Raw genomic sequence first — 16107 nt, 5'->3', positions numbered from 1 at the left:
GAGCAGGATGGACCCCTGTTTGAGGCCGCGTGACACGTCATCGGCAGTGAAGTGGAAACTCTTGATCGACATTCTGGGGAACGACACCACCAAGACCCTCACGGTGGAGGTGATTTAGCGCTTGACCGGCCCTGGGCAGCGTATCCCGCAGGCGGAACTGTATTTCGGGCCGGTCGGGCGTGGGAACTCCCAGCCTCAGAAGTTCCTGCTGAGCGATCAGCTGGGCCTGTGCGCGGTGAAGTTTCAGCAGAACCCCCAGGGCCCCCGCATGCTCGTCAACGAGTGGATCGGGCATGGGCTGGCCGCGCAGTTGGGCATCCGGCATGCTGCTTATGGCCTGGTCGATGTCCCGGCTGACGCGCTGCCCCATGATGGCTGCATCCGCATCACGGACGATGACGGTGACGAGGTCAGGTTGCTGCCCGGCCTGCACTTCTATTCCCAGTGGTTAGAGCCCGCCGACGATCTGAAACCTGAGGATCTGACACTGGGAAGCATGATGGCCGACATCGGCATGCTGGCCGGAGTGGCTGTGCTGGATGCCTGGCTGGATCAGCGTGACCGCAAGCCCCTGAACCCGAATATTCTGCTGGTCCGGCGCAGTGGGCGGTCCAGCTTGTACCTGATGGACATGGGAATGGCCTTTCGCAGCGCCATCTGGGGCCTGGGTGATCTCCTTGATCCCAGGTTGCCGGACGCCGCAGCGCCTCTGCCGTACAGCATGTCACCGGCCGATCTATTCAGGGCGGTGCGTCCGGCCGACTTTGCGCCGTATCTCGACGCTGTCAGTGGTATGACAGAGGCAATCGTTCAGTCTGTAATAGATGGCCTACCCCGGGAGTGGGGGGTTACGGTTGCGGAACACACTGCATTGGTAAACTACTTGCTCACCCGTGCCCAGGCCCTCCCCGATTACTTTGAGGCACGGTTTCAGCGTCCAGGACAGGAGTGGTGGGAATGAATAGGCAGACTGACAATGATTGCAAGACAGTGACGCAGGGGCGGACGCTGTACTCAGTCATCCGGTATGTGCCCAACATCCTGCGTGAAGAGTTCGTGAACGTGGGTGTCCTCGTGGTCAGCCCTGGTCAGAACTGGCACGGCCTCCGGGCGCTGTCCTCCTTTGGTGAGGGCTCACGCGTCAAACTGCTGCCCGGAGGGGACGGCGCATTCGTGCGGCATGCCGTGAAGGCACTGAGCGGAGCGCTCACGCGCTACAGCGAGTACGAGTGGACAGAAGAGCGCTTCCGGGACTTCACCGTTGCCTACGCCGCCAATAACCTGCAGTTGACGGCGCCCAGGCCTGCAGCCGTGTCGGATGCTGCCGGGCTCCTCCAGATGCTCTTCACGCAGTTGGTGGAGGACGTCAGGGCTGAACGGACAGCGCCTCAGCGTGGCCGCACCGTCATCCGTGACGAAGTGAGGTCCGTCTTCAACCAGAGTGGCCTGTTCAGACTGGGTCTCAAAGAGGACTACATCCTGCCCGTTCGCTCCGAGCCGGTGGTGGATCTGGCCTACCAGAACGGTGTGTGGCACTGCTATCAGGCCGTCGCGTTCGACGTCGATCGACGCAAGGCGTCCAGTCAGGTCAATGCTTTCCGGCAGACCGTAACGGACGCGCGCCGTGCTGACGATCCGTTACTCGCGCAGGGGCGTTTCACCGTGTTTACGAACAACCGTGGTGACAACGAGTTGCGCGATGATCTGCTCGGGCTACTCCAAGAAGAATCCATTGAAGTCCTTGATGTACGTGACGCTCTGACTGAGGCCAGCAAGATCGCACATGATCTCCGTTCTCATGACCTGATCCCGCGTCCGCAGGCCTGAGGCACATTGGGCAACGAACTGGACGGTTGATCCCTACACTGGATCAATGCATCTCGACCATTCCCGCCAGTTTCACGGGCAGCAATAATGGCGCCCCGCAAGAAGGCTCAGTCTGCTGACGGAACCCTCTTCGACATTTCGGAGTACATGGCGACCGCCGTCTGTGTACCCAAGCTGCGTGAAGCGGTGCAGGCATGGCGAGAGGGCGGCTATAAGGGAGTGACGGGCACGACACAGTTGCTGCTACGTCACTGGTTCCACACGGAACACCGCCTGCCCAACGGGCGGATGTTCACCTACCACGCCGCGCAGCGGGGCGCGCTCGAAACGTTGATCTACACCTGGGAAGTAGCGGGTGTCCGTACCCGTCTGGACCTGCTGGAGGCGTTCGCCATCAAAGAACTCCTGCAGGGTCAGCAGCTCCCCGGAAATGACGGTCTGTCCCGACTGGCGCTGAAGATGGCGACTGGCAGCGGCAAGACCAAGGTGATGAGCCTGGCGGTCGCATGGCAGTATTTCAACGCCATCCGCGAACGTGACCCGGCGGTGGCGTCCGCTTACGCCAAATCCTTCCTGGTCATCGCACCAAACATCATCGTGCTGGAACGCCTCGCGCAGGACTTCACGGGCGGGCGAATCTTCCAGACTGACCCGGTCATCCCGCCCGCCCTGAAGGCCTTCTGGGACGTGGAAGTCGTCGCCCGCGGCGAGGGCGGCAGCACAGTCAGCAGCGCCGAAGGAGTCCTGTACCTCACGAACATCCAGCAGCTCTACCCGGTCGCAGAGCCGGAGGCGACCAATCCCCTTGCCGCGATGCTGGGCAGCCGACCGCCGACCACCCTGACCCCCACAGTGCCGTTCACGGACCGCATCGTCAAGCGCGGCCAGCCGGTCATGGTCCTGAACGACGAAGCTCACCACACCCACGACGAGAACAGCGCATGGAACGGCGTCATCCGCGATCTGGCCCAGAAGGTCCCCCTGAGCCTGCAACTGGACGTGACGGCCACGCCCCGCTTCCAGAAGGGCGGTCTGTTCCCCTGGGTGGTATACGACTACCCCCTGAAGCAGGCCATCCTGGACGCCATCGTGAAACGCCCCGTCAAGGGCATCACCAAGGCCGCTGAGATTCAATCCGACATTGCCAGCGTGCGCTACCAGGCCTTCCTGACCGCTGGAGTGAACCGCTGGCGTGAGTACCGGGAAGCCCTGCAGCCCTTCGGGAAGAAACCCGCGCTCTTCGTCATGATGAACACGACGGCCGAGGCCGACGACGTGGCCGACTGGCTGCGCACCAAGTACCCCGAGGACTTCGGCGGTGACGGGACGCTGGTCATCCACACCGATAAGACGGGCGAGGTCAGCAAGAAAGATCTGGAGACTGCTCGCCGCGCTGCCAGCACCATCGATGAGGACGACAGTCCCACCAACGCAGTGGTATCCGTGATGATGCTGCGCGAGGGGTGGGACGTGCAGAACGTGACCGTCGTGGTGGGCCTCCGCCCCTATACCGCCAAGGCCAACATCCTGCCTGAACAGGCCATCGGACGTGGTCTGCGCCTGATGTTCCGAGGCCAGGGCAACGGCTACACCGAGCGCGTGGACATCATCGGAAACAAGAACTTCATGAGCTTCGTAGAGGACCTGGAGAAGCTCGAGCAGATCAAACTGGACGCTGAGGACCTGGATGGCGGCAAGCCCATCCTCATTCCGCAGATTCATTTCGTACCCGAAAAGGCCGAGTATGACATTGCCCTGCCGATGCTGAGCGCCTCCCTGATCCGCAAGCGCAGCATTGCCGATGAAGTGGCCGCCCTCGACGTTATGGCTTTCCAGCACCAGCCCCTGCCCCTTAAAAAAGGCAGTAAGGAAGCCCAGACCTTTCGATACGAGGGCAAGGACATTCTCACGCTCGAGACACTGGTCAGCAAGGACTACGAAATTCAGACGCCACAGACCGCCGGCGAGGTCATCAGCTTCTACGCCAAACTGATCGCTCAGGACGTCAAACTTCCCAGTCAGTTCAACGTTGTCGCCCCCAAGATCCGCGAATGGTTCGAACACCGTGCGTTCGGCGAAACCGTTAGCCTCGACGACGGAGCCGTCATCCAGGCCATGAGTTCCAACGTGGCTGCCTACGTGTGCCGTGACCTGTTCACCAAGGCGCTGCGGGCTTTCAGCATCGAGGGACAGGAACCCGAAGTCATTGCCGATCCGGTGCGCCTGTCCGACATCAATCCCTTCCCATGGACGCGACCGGTCTATGAAGCGGACAAGACGCCCTGGAACCTTGCCCCCTGCGGAAACGGGTTCGAGCGTGAGTTCGCGAAGTTCCTCGACATGGCGGACGACGTGCGCGCTTTCGGCAAGCTGCATGAGCAGTTCCCCTTCAGCATCGCGTACGTGGATGGCCATACCAGCCTTCGCTACTACCACCCGGACTTCGTTGCCATCGACACCACGGGCGTCCACTGGATTATCGAAACCAAGGGAGCGGAAACCGAGGAAGTGCAGTTTAAAGACCGCGCTGCTACCCAGTGGTGCGAGCACGCCACAGCGCTGACGGGAACACCCTGGCGTTACCTCAAAGTCCCACAGAAGCAATTCAAGAGCTTGCAACCCGAATCGCTCGCTGAGCTGCAAGCGCTCCATAAGGGTGGCCCACTGTTCTAGTGAGATGGGATAGCTCAGCAGTTGTCCCGCACGTATTGGGAGTGACGTTGAGTGATGACAGCGACCAGATACTCTACGGGCCATGCGAAGGTCGCCCACGTACGTTGGAGTACTCCTGTACCTGCTGCTGATCTGCCTGGCGACCATGACTGCCTGTGCTTACCTGCTGTAGCAGATGGTCACACGGCAGGATATGCGCGGCCCGGAGTGGATCCTCCTGACCTTCGGGGTGGTCTGGGGCACCGGGATGCTGATCTCCCTCCCGCGCCTGCTCCGGCCCGCAGCAGGGGAGACCGCATGAACGAACCCACCTCGCCCGGCGTGTACGTCACCGTCACGCATGTCGAAACCGGAGAGGTCGTCCGTCACCTCGGCCCCTACGACACCGCCGCTGCCGCACGAACCGCCGCTGGTGAGCAAGCAGGCCAACCGCTCACCTGGACCCGCGACCCCGAAACGTGGCGGGCGGAGAAATTCCCACTCGCGTATCACGTTCCGGCAGATCCCCCAACCGAACTCCCGTAACGGCAGGCTTTTATCTTGACGCGAGTTCAGGAATCAGGAGTTCAAGAGCGAGCAACGGATCAATGGTCAGGCGGCGCACCAGCGCCGTGATCTGACGGGTCTGTCCGCTGAGCAGCGCCACAACCACGCCATTGAGCATCGCCCGTCCCTGTGCTCCCCGGCGCAACCGACACGCATCCTCGTGCAGCACGACATCCCGGCAATGATGGCTTCGATTCTCTATACCCCAGTGACCACGCCAGATGCGCTCCGCTTCCTGAGCCGTCAGCAGCCTGCTGCTGACGGCATACCGCACCTCAACCCGTTGCGTGCCATCGCGGCGCGTGACCTGATGTTCTCGACGGATCAACGTCTGCACGCCACACAACCCGTCCTTGATGTCTTCCGGAACCTGCGCACCGGTGATCACCGACGTACGCCGCTCCCAGACTTCCCCACTGCGCCGCTCGACGTCCACGACGTGATCGTGCGCCGGGTACGTGAACGCGAACATCGCCCATTCCTTGAGCGAGCGGGTGTTGTTCTTGAGTGGGACGAGGTAGGCTCCGCCTGCCTCGTCGATTCGGGTGGTGAGTTCCCGCTCGGTGTAGGCGGCGTCCAACGTCACGAGCCACCCGTTCCCGAAGAGGGTCGTGAGGGTGGGGAGCAGATCCTGCATCCCTTTGGCTTCATGACGCCCTGCTTGATCGACCTGCGCGACGGTCAGGGCCAGCTCATGGAAGAAGACCGACAGGAACGAGAGGGCCGAACGGCCCTCTCGAGCGCTTCCTTTCAGGACTTTGCCGTCACCGGCAAGGATGACCAGGCGGTCATGCGCCGTGGGGTGTTGAGCCTTCACCCAATCCAGCAGGGCGCGTTGCAGTTCAGGAAGATGCTGGTCCAGCGACCAGAAGAAGCGGTAGATCATGGCCTGCTGGGGGAGGCGGTCGAGGCCGAGGTGCTGTACCAGCACCTCGCGGTGTCCGGCGATCCACTGGGTGAGGGCGAGAATGTTGGGTGGTCCGGCGAGGAGGCCAGTGAGAATGACGGTCCAGAGGGCATCCCACGGATAGTGGATGCGGGTAGGGTCACGCCAGTCGGGAATTTGAGTTAGAAATGGGAGCGGGCTGATGGGTGGTCTCACAACTCCCAATCAGCCCGTTTTGTTGGACCCGAGTCAAGATAAAAGCCTGCCGTAACGGGAAAAGGCCCCCCTGCTTCACGCCAGGAGCGCGGGCAGGGGGGCAAACGGCGCAAGTTGTCCGTGCGGATGGACGGTCTTGATGCGTCCCTGCGCCATTTGACGTAAGGACGCGTGTCCGGTCGACGCGTAGGGTGAAGCATGCACCGACCATACCTTCCTGAAGACGAGGCGGCCTGCCTCGCCCTCTTTGCGAGCAATATGCCTGACCTCTTCGCGCCGGAGGAACGCCTGGAGTTCGCCGAATTCCTGAAGACGATGAATGATCCGTACTTTGTCGTTGAGGACGGCGAGCAACTTGTTGCGTGCGGAGGCGTGTTCCTCCGCAGCGACGGGCGCACGGCAGGCCTCTCATGGGGCATGGTGGAGCGCTCCAAGCACCGGCGCGGCTATGGCAGGGTCCTGCTCCAGATCAGACTGGACTGGTTGAGAATGCACGCGCCTGAGGTCGAGGCCATCACGATAGACACGAGTCAGCACAGCGCGCCCTTCTTTGCTCACATGGGGTTCGAGACGCAGGCAGTCGAGCCGGACTATTACGCGCCTGGACTGGACCGGCACGTCATGCAGTTGCTGCTCGTGCGCAGCGGCAGTTGAACGTCAGACCACGCTGCCCTCAGGCGAGCGGCTCAGGATCAGCATCCGGGCTGCCCGGCCTGACTGGTTCGGCCACGGACTGAACCAGCTCTGAGACTTCTTCCGCTTGGGCCGGTTCGGCCTCCAGCGCCTCGCGCAGCAGGGCCAGCTGTTCCAGGTTCGCCAGATCATGCCGGTTCATGCGACGCAGCATGACACCCCGGCCTTCCCCGCGCTGCCGAATGTGCGGACGACAGGACAACCTACCGGAGGCCCATGTGCTGCTTGGCAATGGCGAGCAGGCGCCGGCGGTCCTCCAGGCCGTTGCGCCCCCCGTTAATGCCTTCGGTCACGCGGGTCACGTCGTCCCGCAGTGCATGGCGGCTCAGGCCCCGCGCGTTCCAGTACGCCCCGGCCACCAGTGCCCCCACTCCGTACTGCAGCAGCAGGTCCGGGTTGGCGATCAGGTCAAAGCCCACCAGTCGCCCGTACGTCTCGTAGTTGCTGCGGCCTGTCAGCTGGATCAGCCCGCGTCCCCGGAAGCGCCAGCCGTCCCCGGGCTGCGTGTTGCCCATCCGGCCGCCGTATACGGTGTTGGCCAGCCGCTCCGGGTTTCCCGCGCACGCCTGCGCGGCCGCCATGGTCCGGAAGCGCGCGGGCCACACCTGCATCAGCCGCTCCGCGCGGTAATGCAGGTTCTCCTCTTTCGGCACCAGGCCCGATTCGTGCGCCAGTTGCGAGGTCAGGTGCGCGACCACCAGCGGGTGTGTGAGGCCCTGCTGCCCGAAGGCCCAGCCGAGTTTCGTGGCGGCCGTCACGGGATCCGGGTGACGGGCGTTCAGGGCGCGGATGAGGTCAGGGGTGATCATGCGTTCCTTCCTTTCTGAATGAGTCGGGCGCGGCGCTCGGTCATGCCGAGCACGGCCCAGATGCCGTCCAGGATCGCCCAAGTGACCAGCAGCAGGGCCGCGAGGTTGCGGTACGTCTCCTCGATGGGAATGAAGGCCGGGATGGCACTGGCGGTCGCGTGCCGCCACACGAAGAACACCCCGGCGACCGCGTGCACGATCACCGCGAACAACCGCCGCCCCCGCTGGTCCGGCCAGCTGAGCGCCGTGAGAATCAACCGGATCAGGGCGCTGATGAACCACCCGCCCGCCAGGACCGCCCACATGAGTTTCAGCCAGTAGCCGTCGATGATCACGTCGCGTCACCTTCCTTCTTCGGACCGTTGGTGGCAGTAAGTTCGCTGAGTTCCACGCCGTACTTCTGCCCGATGAGTTTCACGGCGGCCCGCAGGGTCCACAGCGGCGGGATGGCCCCGGCGAGCGTGCCGACCGTCGCGCACACGTAATCGTCCAGCGCCGTGAGTCGCACGAGCAGGACGGTAGTGCTGGCGCTGAACACCAGGGACAGCAGCAGGAAGCCGTACAGCTTGCCTTTGTCCCTGGCCATGTCCATGGCGAGGCTGGTACCAAGCTGAGCGATCAGGCCCAGCACGGCGGAGAGAAGGGCGAGGAGCCACAGGGGCGGAACGTGTTTCTCAGGCATGAAACTCCAGTGCCGGCCAGGATTGAAGCGCGCCCCAGGGCCGGTCGGGCTGGGGCGCGCGAGAGCGGATTTCGCCTGAGTTGTCCGGTAGGGGGCTGCGGTCATCCGGGCAGGCGGGCCAGCCACAACGCGGCGCCCGGACTGTCGCCCGGCGCGTTCAGCGTCAGCGGGAAGCCGCTGTCCTGCAGCGCCCCCAGTGCCACCCGGTCCCCGTCACCCAGCAGGGTCACGGTCGAGGCGTTCACGTGCGCCGTCGCGCCGTTCGGCATGCCAGCCGCGCTTGCGACCACGACCGGCCCGTCGTTCACCAGCACGGCCAGCAGGCGCCGCCCGGCTGGATCACCGACGAACGACGCGAACCCGCCGATCTGGTACAGGCCGCCCGCGCCGGCCGGGACGGTGAGCTGCCCGGGCGCCTCGTGCGGGTCGTGGAAGGCGCGCGAGTCGAACGCCTGCCCTTCGAAGGTGAGGACCTGCCACAGGCCACTGGGCAGCGGCTGCGGCTGCGCCGTGTGAACGCGCGCGGCCGTCATGCCGACCAGGCCGGATGCCGGGGCCGACCCGGGAATCACTTTCACATGACCTCCAGCGCGGGCGTCCCTTCCCGCCAGTAATCCACGCGGACCGCGCCGCCCTCCTCGACGGTCACGCGCAGCGCGTGGAGGTGCAGGTCCCGCAGGTCATCAAGGCCGCTGCCCTCGCCCACCAGGGGTGTGTCCGTGGTGCCCAGCAGGCCGAACTGCGCCCGCCCGGTCACGACGCGCAGCAGCGCGCGGTTCGCGCCGGGCGGGACGCTCAGGGCCTGCTCCGCGCCAGCCATGAGGACCTGCGGCGCGTACACGTCCGTCACCTGCAGCGGCGCGTCCCCGCCACTCCCGCCCATCACCGTGACAGGCAGCGGGTCGGCAGGCGTGACGGGCGCGGCCGTGCCGTCCGCGCGGCCCGTGAACAGCAGCGTCACGCGCTCTGGGACGCGCAGGAAGCTGCTCAGCTGTCGTTTCAGATTCATGTGTGCTCCAGACCGGCTGAAAGGGAAGGCCCCCACCGCGCCGGTCGACGGTGAAGGCCAGGAACAGGCATTCGGTCAGTTCGCGACGCCACCACCGTCCCCGCTCGGCTCGGGCGGCAGGGGCAGCGCGTACCACTGCCCCTCGTGCCACACCCGCAGCACCGGCGGACTCCCCGCCATCAGCAGCAGTTCCGTGTGCCCGTTCCGTTCACCACTGGGTGACGGCGCGAGTGCCTGCGGCATCGCCGTCGGCGCGATCATGCCCGGCGTCGCGATCACCAGCGTCGGAATCAGCTCCAGGCCCACCACACCCGGCACCACCGCGCCGCTGCCGTCCAGCGCCTCCACGTCCAGGCTGTGGTCATACCCGAACCCGGCCGTCACCGGCACGTTCCGGTCCTCCCGGAACCGCAGGAACAGCCGGTCCCCGGTATGCCCGAAACTGAACGGCAGGGCCGTGATCAGCGTGCCGCCCACGTACGGCTCGAAAGTCAGTGTGAACAGCGGGAAGTTCCCGGTGGGGGCCAGCACCGCCAGTTCCTCCACGTCCGCCTGCGTGAGGTTCGTCACGCCCGGCAGGAACAGCTGCCGGTACGCGCCAGGGCGGCGCAGCCTCCCGTTCGGCGTGAACGTCAGCGTCCGCACCGCCAGAGGCTCGCTCGCGCCGATCGTCATGCTGCGCGCCATCAGGCTCTCGCTCAGCGTGCCCAGCGGCGTGTACCCGGGCAGGACACTGCCGCCCAGGCCGCCTCCGGGCGCGCCGCCGCCGCCGGTCTGTTCGAGAAGGGCGACGCGCTGCTCGAGCGCCTGGTGCTTGGCCTTGGGAGTCAGGGGTTCGGTCATGTCAGGGGGTCCTTTCGAGCGTGATGAAGCCCTCGCTGTCCGCGGTGGCGGTGGCGTTGGTGACGGTCACGAAGCCGTCACCCTCGGTGGAGATCTGCGCTTCGTTGATGATCAGGAAGCCGTCGCCGTCCGCCTGGAAGGTGAAACCGGCACTCCCGCCCCCGCCGCCCTGACCGGGCCGGCTCCGGGCGCGCAGCATGGTCACCGCGCCGCTGTCGTCCGTGCGGGTGAGGCGCAGCGCTCCAGCGGTCAGGGTGAAGGGGAACGTCACGGGCTGGTACTCGTTCCCGTCGCTGATGTGCTCTATCTGCACGGCAGGGCCATCCACCCCCAGCAGCTCGTACCCGATCAGGCTCCCGGCTCCTGGGTTCAGCGGGATCAGCAGGCCGCCGTCGGGCGTGGCGTCCCCGAGCAGCAGCGGCACAGCCACCGCGCCGACCAGCTCGCCGGGCTGACCGTCCACCCCGTCACGACCCGCCGGTCCCTGCGGGCCGGCTGGACCCTGAGGGCCTTGTTCTCCCTGAGGGCCGGGCGCACCGAGGAGGTGCGTGACGGGCTGGTACGTGCCGGCCTGACGCTGGTAGATCAGGCCGCTGCCGCCCGTGTCCGCCCAGACGTCCCCGTCGCTGCCGACGCCGTCGTCGGGAGGGCCGGGCGCGAAGCGCCACTCCCCGCCGAGTCGCATGCCGCCGCTGGAGTTCAGGGTGCCGCTGCTCAGGTCGGCCGTGCCGTCCCCGCGCCGCACGGCGAGGCTGTCGATGAACGTCCGGACCGGCGTAAAGTCACTACCCCCGTTCCGGGACGCCTGCGAGACCTGCACGGTGCCGCCCGCGCCGATCCCGGCGTCCCAGTCGGCGGGCAGCGGCACGTCCAGCAGACCGTCCCCGTTGCGGGACACCTGCAGGCGGCCCTGGGTGCGGTCGGCGGTCAGGCGGGTGCGGTACGTGGTGCCGTTCGCGGTCGGGACGCCACTGGCCGTTCCGAGGGTGACGGTGCCCCAGGTGAGGCGCTCTCCGTCCCAGGTCAGGTTCTTTGTTTCGCCAACGACGGTCAGTTCGAGGATCGGACTCTGGGCGGGGTTGCCGGCGGTGGGTGCCCAGCGGTGATCGAGTTGCAGTTGCAGGTCCGGGGCCTGCCAGCGGTCCGCGCTGAGCGTGACGCTGGTGCGCAGGGTGCCGGGGTTGCTCTGGAGGGACATGGGGCCGATCACGAGTTCCCCGGCGGTGACGGTCGCGCCGGCGTTGGCGTTGCTGGTGACGGCGTAGTCCGGGCCGAGGAAGGTCCGGTCGAAGAGGTCCACCCAGGTCCACTGGGCAGGGTCGGGCGGGGAGCCGGGTTGGGTCATGAAGGCACTCCAGTCAGCGCGAGCAGCAATTGCATGAGCTGTCCGCCGCGCAGGTCGAGGGTGAAGGTCAGCGGCTGGTTCGGCGCGGTGACCAGCGGGGTGATCACGGCCAGCGGGTACACGCCGCGCGGGTACCGGCCCACTGTGTTCGGCCGGGCGTACGGGCCGAGGGGCCAGAGATCGGCGGGTTGGTCGTCGATCAACCAAGGCTGGGTCGGCAGGGTTCCGCGCGCGGTCAGCACGCGAGTCATGGGCTGGTCGAGCAGCGGCGGTCCAGCCGGGTAGGTCACGCGCAACCGGCCCGGCACCTTCCGGCGGTCGTCGATCTCGTCGGGCCACCCGGCCGGGCTGAACGCGCTGCGCCGCGCCAGGATGGCCAGGGCGGCGGGGGACGCCTCCCACGTCTGCGCCTGGGCGTTCCAGCGTTCGACGAGGGTGGGGCGCAGCCAGGGCGCACGCGCCCTGGGGAGGGGTTCGTCCCGTGACGCGCCGGGAACGGCGTCCACCACCGCCACGCCCAGCGGAGGGGATGGCGGCGCGCGGTCCGGGGGGAGGGGGGTGGTCGGTGGGGTGCGGGGGCGGGCGAGGCGGGCGGCGCGCCAGTCCTCGGCGCGGGCGTCCCGCCACGGGTCCCAGTCGCGCAGGGCCAGTCCCATGGGAATCTCCTTCAGGTGAGGGGTCTCAGGTTTCGATGGCTTCGGCGTCGCGCGTGAGTGCCTCGTGCGGCGGCCACGCGCTGTACAGCGGTCCGGTGCGGGCGAAGCCGGACCAGCCGGGCTCACTCACCCCCAGGCCGTTCAGGAAGGTCTGGAGCGGCACCGCCTGCACTCTGTCTGGACCTTCGGGCGGCAGGTCGACGCGCGTGACCGTTCCGCCCACGTCGATCAGGAGGACGGGCCCGCCGTGCGCGCCCCGGTACGCGGCCCAGCTGCCAGGACCGGCGAAGGTCCCGGCGGGCGTGATCAGCGTGTCGAGGTGGGTGAGGAGGGCGGGGTCGCGGCTGGCGGGACCGTCGATGCGGACGCGGCCGTCCGGGGAGATCCAGCGCGGGCCGCTCAGGTCCACCAACTCCGGGAGGGGCGGCTGGTCGGTGGCGAACACGAACCGGTCGAACACGGCGCTGGTGGTGCTGGTGTAGTCCGGTTCGAACAGGTCCTCCACGGGAAGGGCGAGTATCTGGCCGGGCTGGAAGGGCCAGGCGTCCTCGGCGGTGTCGGCGGCGACGTTGACGGGTGGGGCCCAGGTGGGGCGGACGCCGATGGTTTCCCAGCTGGGGGTGCCGTCGGCCTGGGTGACGCGGGCGTCGATGAACCACACGATGCGTTCGAGGGGGCTACCGTCCGTGTCCTGGTAGGAGGCGCGGCGGGCGCGCAGGCGGAACGCCTGGGGTTCCTGCGGGGTGGCGAGGCGGGTCCACTGGAAGCGGACGACGCGGGCGGGGGTGCTGGTGACGAGCTGGCCGGACTGCTGGCTTTCCGTGCCGGCGTAGGTGAGGACGCGCTGTTCGAGGGTGGCGTGCACGGCTTCGACGCGGCTGGCGGCGACGGTGGGGCTGAGGTCGTACTCCCAGGAGGGGGTGCCGATGGCGTACTCCCAGAAGCGGGCGTTGATGGTGAGGAGTTCGCCGTCGGCGCGGACGCGGCGCAGGGTGCGGTCGGTGGCGATGGGGGCGAGGCGGATCTCGCGGGCCTGATGGTCGACCTGGAAGGCCTCGTTGAGCGGGCGGGTCTCGCCGGTGTCGAGGGTGACGGCCGCGCTGCGGTTGGGGGTGGCGGTGCGGGGGGTGGGGCGGCCGTCGGGGTCGGTGCTGGGGACGTGCGGCACTCCGAAGTCCGAGGGGCGCTGCCCGGTGGCGTGGGAGGGTGCCGTTGGGATGAACGGCGTCTCGTCCGGCAGGCGCGGGGGCGGGACGGTTCGGGGCGCCTGCCCGAACAGCGGCGTGGTGGGCTGGGTGGGCGTGGGGTCGGGTGCGCTGCAGCAGCAGCGTTTCCGGCATCCGCAGCCCAGCAGCAGCGTGAGGAGGTCATCGTCGGGCATTCGTCGCCTCCCGCTGACCCCGGATCAGCTGCCAGTCGATCTCATCCCCCGACCTGGGTGGGTAGCCGCTCCGGAACACGACCAGGGCGTCCTCGGTGATCGCCTCGCTCACACCGGGGTCCCAGCCGGTCACGAGCCTGACGCGCGCCCCGCCGGGCGCCCCGGCGAGCATCAGCGCCCGCCCGGCGTTCGGGTCGGCCCGGAGCGGTTCCACAGCCGCGCTGCCCGGTCCCATCAGGGTGGAGTCGAGCCGGGCGCAGGTAACCTCCGACACCACGTCATCCGGCGCATTGATCCGGATGGTCAGGCTCTGCACGCGCCCGTCCGCCAGCCAGCTGCCGGGGTGGTACCCGAGCGGGAACGGGACGGAAAACGTTCTGATCTCGCGGTGCCAGTCGGCGGCCAGCACACGCCCGGCCACCTGGGTCAGGTCGGCCGGTCTGAGCATCGGGACGCTGACCTCGCGCTCCTCTGCTAGCCCGGCGTCCCCGGCGTTGAGCACCATCCCAGTCGGGTCCAGCAGTTCGCGGATCACCTCGCAGTACGGGCGGCAGTCGTAGCTGGGTGGGGCCTGATCCGTCACGCGCGGCGCGTCCGGGGTGCTGCGGGCCAGGGCCACGGTCCGCACCGCTTCCCGGCTCTCCGCGTCATACACCGGCACGAGCGTCTGCCCGCTCACGCCGCTGCTGTAGCGCCAGCGTCCCGCGCCCATCGGTGCCCAGGTCTGCGTGATCGTCTGGGTGACGTACTCCCGCCCGGTCAGTGGCCCCCGGTCCGCGAGGTCACCCTCCGCTCCGGCCTGCTCCATGCTGGCCAGTCGGCGCGTGGTGGTCGTCTCACCCGTCTGGTGCCCCTGGGGGCTGTAGGTGTACGTGGTCAGCGTGGTTTCCTCTGCCACGAGGTCGCCGGTCCGCAGGGTGATGTTCAGACCTGGCCCTGGGACGCTGTAGCTGCCCAGCACGGTCTGGAGGTCGTACCCCCAGCCGCGCGTCTCGGTGCGCTGCGAGACCGGCCGACCCTGGCAGTTCGGGTCGTAGGTGGTCTCAGTGCGTTTGTAGCCGGTCGCCACTCCGTACAGCAGGCGCATTCGCGGCTCCCCGTCCACGGTTTCCTGCACACTCACGTCGCCCGTCGTGACCTCGACCTGAGCGACCAGCTGGCCGCCGAGCTTCCGGTACCCACGCTGCACGGTGCTGGTGCCGCTGCTCTCGGGTGCCTCAAACCACTCAGCGTTCGGGTACAGCTCCCGCTCCAGTTCCACCCTCGCCGGGTCCGGGCCAATGAGGTCGAGCAGCAGGTCCGGCGTGAGGTCGGTGGCGTGCTCCGCTCCGCGTAGGGTCAGGCGTCTGGGCGTCTGGTACCACTGCCGCTGCGGCAGGTCGGTCAGGCGCCAGTCCGCGCTGATGACGGGTCCGGAGCCGTCTGCGACAGGTTGCGGCCACGTCCCGACGAGCCGGATGCCCGTGTCGAGCGGCGCGACCCACAGGACCATGCCGAGCAGACCGTACGTGTCGTCCCAGACCTGCTGCGGGGTTTTGCCCAGGGTGCTGTAGTCAGTGCGGCCTTCCACCCAAACGCTGCTGCGGAGCGGGTCGTCGTCGAGGCGGAACGCGCCGTCCACGTGCGCCTGGAGGATGCCGCGCACGAGTTCGCTGACGTTCTGCTGCTGCCTCCGCCCCGCGCAGAGGTCCGGGCTGGGGTTGAGCTTCCACGGAATGAGTTCCGGCAGCCGCACGCCTCGCAGCAGGCCGTCGAAGGAATTGCGGAACACGAACGTCGTCTGCTCCTCGCCGGTGTTCAGCTGGGGCTCCTGCGTGGCGGCCCGGAATACGCGGGTGGGCAGCTCCCCGAGCCGCACGCCCGTCCCGTTCCGCGCCTGGAGCCTGATCTGCGCGGTCGGGGTGGCGAGCGGGTGCAGGCCGTCCACGGTCACGGTCAACTCCTCGTGCTGCCCGGTGTGGCGGTACTCGGCAGTCAGCACCTGGGCAGGCAGCCCGGTCAGGTCGGTGAGGTACTCGATGTCGCGGCTGCTCGAAGCGTCCGGGGTGGGGATGGACGCGCTGAACGTCGCCTCGCCGCTGATGGGGACCGGGCGGCGGGCGGTGAGGGTGACGCTGCCACGCACGCTCGGGGGGGTGCGGGCCGTGAACACCACCTCGCCGGAGTGGCCACCGCCACGGCGCTGGATGATGAAGGGCATGCGTTACCGCCTCAACTGGCGGTCCAGCGCAGCGTGCCGGAATCGACGGGCACGCTGGGGCCGATGAACGTGGCAGTCCCGGCGTGCCCCGCTCCGGGCGCGAGGTCGGGCAGGGAGGCGGGCACGGCTGTCAGGGCGATCCCGGCGAGCGTGACGCGCAGCTCCCCGTCCGCGCTGCTGCCCTGGCTGATACTGGCGGTGATGCCGGTCAGGGGCTCGTCGCCGGTGTTGCGGAGGGTGATGGTGAGCGCGGCGGACTGCTCCCCGGTGGGCACCTCCCCGAAATCCCAGGCGGTGATGGTGTTGCCGCTGCTGTCCTGCAGGGTGAGTTGTTTCATCGT

Annotated in this window: 18 protein-coding genes; 5 read left to right on the top strand and 13 right to left on the bottom strand. The window is 67.5% G+C overall.

What is annotated here, in order from left to right; all coding sequences use genetic code 11:
- The first annotated feature begins 121 nt into the window (after nt 1-121).
- The 4 genes from IEY70_RS16340 to IEY70_RS16325 all read left to right on the top strand — a co-directional run bounded on the left by IEY70_RS16340 (nt 122) and on the right by IEY70_RS16325 (nt 5025).
- The gene (locus IEY70_RS16340; protein ID WP_189066096.1) at nt 122-961 is read left to right on the top strand and encodes a HipA family kinase; all 840 of its coding nucleotides are present in this window, start codon (nt 122-124) and stop codon (nt 959-961) included.
- Complete coding sequence (locus tag IEY70_RS16335) at nt 958-1827, top strand: DUF3037 domain-containing protein (protein ID WP_268243924.1); 870 nt, start codon at nt 958-960, stop codon at nt 1825-1827. The genes IEY70_RS16340 and IEY70_RS16335 overlap by 4 nt, the downstream gene beginning before the upstream one ends.
- A gap of 147 nt (nt 1828-1974) precedes the next feature.
- Entirely contained in the window at nt 1975-4500 is a 2526-nt protein-coding gene (locus tag IEY70_RS16330; protein WP_189066094.1) for a DEAD/DEAH box helicase family protein, read from the top strand.
- Between the two features lie 297 nt (nt 4501-4797).
- Nucleotides 4798-5025, top strand: coding sequence for a hypothetical protein (locus IEY70_RS16325; protein ID WP_189066093.1), 228 nt, complete (start codon nt 4798-4800; stop codon nt 5023-5025).
- Between the two features lie 10 nt (nt 5026-5035).
- Here IEY70_RS16325 and IEY70_RS16320 read toward each other — a convergent pair whose 3' ends face one another.
- Nucleotides 5036-6148: an ISAs1 family transposase gene (locus IEY70_RS16320; RefSeq protein WP_189066092.1), complete on the bottom strand. Its 1113-nt coding sequence runs from the start codon at nt 6146-6148 to the stop codon at nt 5036-5038.
- A gap of 198 nt (nt 6149-6346) precedes the next feature.
- On the opposite strand from IEY70_RS16320, the gene IEY70_RS16315 reads away from it, so the two are divergent.
- Complete coding sequence (locus tag IEY70_RS16315) at nt 6347-6802, top strand: GNAT family N-acetyltransferase (RefSeq protein WP_189066091.1); 456 nt, start codon at nt 6347-6349, stop codon at nt 6800-6802.
- Nucleotides 6803-6821: 19 nt separating this feature from the next.
- On the opposite strand, the gene IEY70_RS16310 is transcribed toward IEY70_RS16315, so the two are convergent.
- The 12 genes from IEY70_RS16310 to IEY70_RS16255 form a co-directional block, all read right to left on the bottom strand.
- On the bottom strand, nt 6822-6983 hold the full coding sequence (locus IEY70_RS16310) for a hypothetical protein (protein ID WP_189066090.1): 162 nt from the start codon (nt 6981-6983) through the stop codon (nt 6822-6824).
- 61 nt (nt 6984-7044) lie between these two features.
- A complete protein-coding gene (locus IEY70_RS16305; RefSeq protein WP_189066089.1) occupies nt 7045-7650 on the bottom strand; it encodes a glycoside hydrolase family 19 protein in 606 nt (201 codons plus the stop codon).
- Entirely contained in the window at nt 7647-7985 is a 339-nt protein-coding gene (locus IEY70_RS16300; RefSeq protein ID WP_189066088.1) for a hypothetical protein, read from the bottom strand. Before IEY70_RS16300 ends, IEY70_RS16305 begins: the two co-directional genes overlap by 4 nt.
- A complete protein-coding gene (locus tag IEY70_RS16295; RefSeq protein WP_189066087.1) occupies nt 7982-8332 on the bottom strand; it encodes a hypothetical protein in 351 nt (116 codons plus the stop codon). The genes IEY70_RS16300 and IEY70_RS16295 overlap by 4 nt, the downstream gene beginning before the upstream one ends.
- A gap of 101 nt (nt 8333-8433) precedes the next feature.
- Complete coding sequence (locus IEY70_RS16290) at nt 8434-8910, bottom strand: hypothetical protein (protein ID WP_189066086.1); 477 nt, start codon at nt 8908-8910, stop codon at nt 8434-8436.
- The gene (locus IEY70_RS16285; protein ID WP_189066085.1) at nt 8907-9341 is read right to left on the bottom strand and encodes a hypothetical protein; all 435 of its coding nucleotides are present in this window, start codon (nt 9339-9341) and stop codon (nt 8907-8909) included. The genes IEY70_RS16290 and IEY70_RS16285 overlap by 4 nt, the downstream gene beginning before the upstream one ends.
- A gap of 75 nt (nt 9342-9416) precedes the next feature.
- Complete coding sequence (locus IEY70_RS16280) at nt 9417-10184, bottom strand: hypothetical protein (protein WP_189066084.1); 768 nt, start codon at nt 10182-10184, stop codon at nt 9417-9419.
- A gap of 1 nt (nt 10185) precedes the next feature.
- Nucleotides 10186-11529 (bottom strand): collagen-like protein, encoded by a 1344-nt coding sequence (locus tag IEY70_RS16275; protein ID WP_189066083.1) that lies wholly within the window; start codon nt 11527-11529, stop codon nt 10186-10188.
- A complete protein-coding gene (locus IEY70_RS16270) occupies nt 11526-12185 on the bottom strand; it encodes a hypothetical protein (RefSeq protein WP_189066082.1) in 660 nt (219 codons plus the stop codon). The genes IEY70_RS16275 and IEY70_RS16270 overlap by 4 nt, the downstream gene beginning before the upstream one ends.
- 25 nt (nt 12186-12210) lie before the next feature.
- Nucleotides 12211-13566 (bottom strand): hypothetical protein, encoded by a 1356-nt coding sequence (locus IEY70_RS16265; RefSeq protein ID WP_189066081.1) that lies wholly within the window; start codon nt 13564-13566, stop codon nt 12211-12213.
- The gene (locus IEY70_RS16260) at nt 13553-15766 is read right to left on the bottom strand and encodes a hypothetical protein (RefSeq protein WP_189066080.1); all 2214 of its coding nucleotides are present in this window, start codon (nt 15764-15766) and stop codon (nt 13553-13555) included. The genes IEY70_RS16265 and IEY70_RS16260 overlap by 14 nt, the downstream gene beginning before the upstream one ends.
- Before the next feature lie 11 nt (nt 15767-15777).
- Nucleotides 15778-16104, bottom strand: coding sequence for a hypothetical protein (locus IEY70_RS16255; protein ID WP_189066079.1), 327 nt, complete (start codon nt 16102-16104; stop codon nt 15778-15780).
- Nucleotides 16105-16107 lie beyond the last annotated feature (3 nt).

Source organism: Deinococcus seoulensis (assembly GCF_014648115.1).
GTDB lineage: Bacteria > Deinococcota > Deinococci > Deinococcales > Deinococcaceae > Deinococcus > Deinococcus seoulensis.
This window is presented reverse-complemented; position numbering and strand designations above follow the sequence as displayed.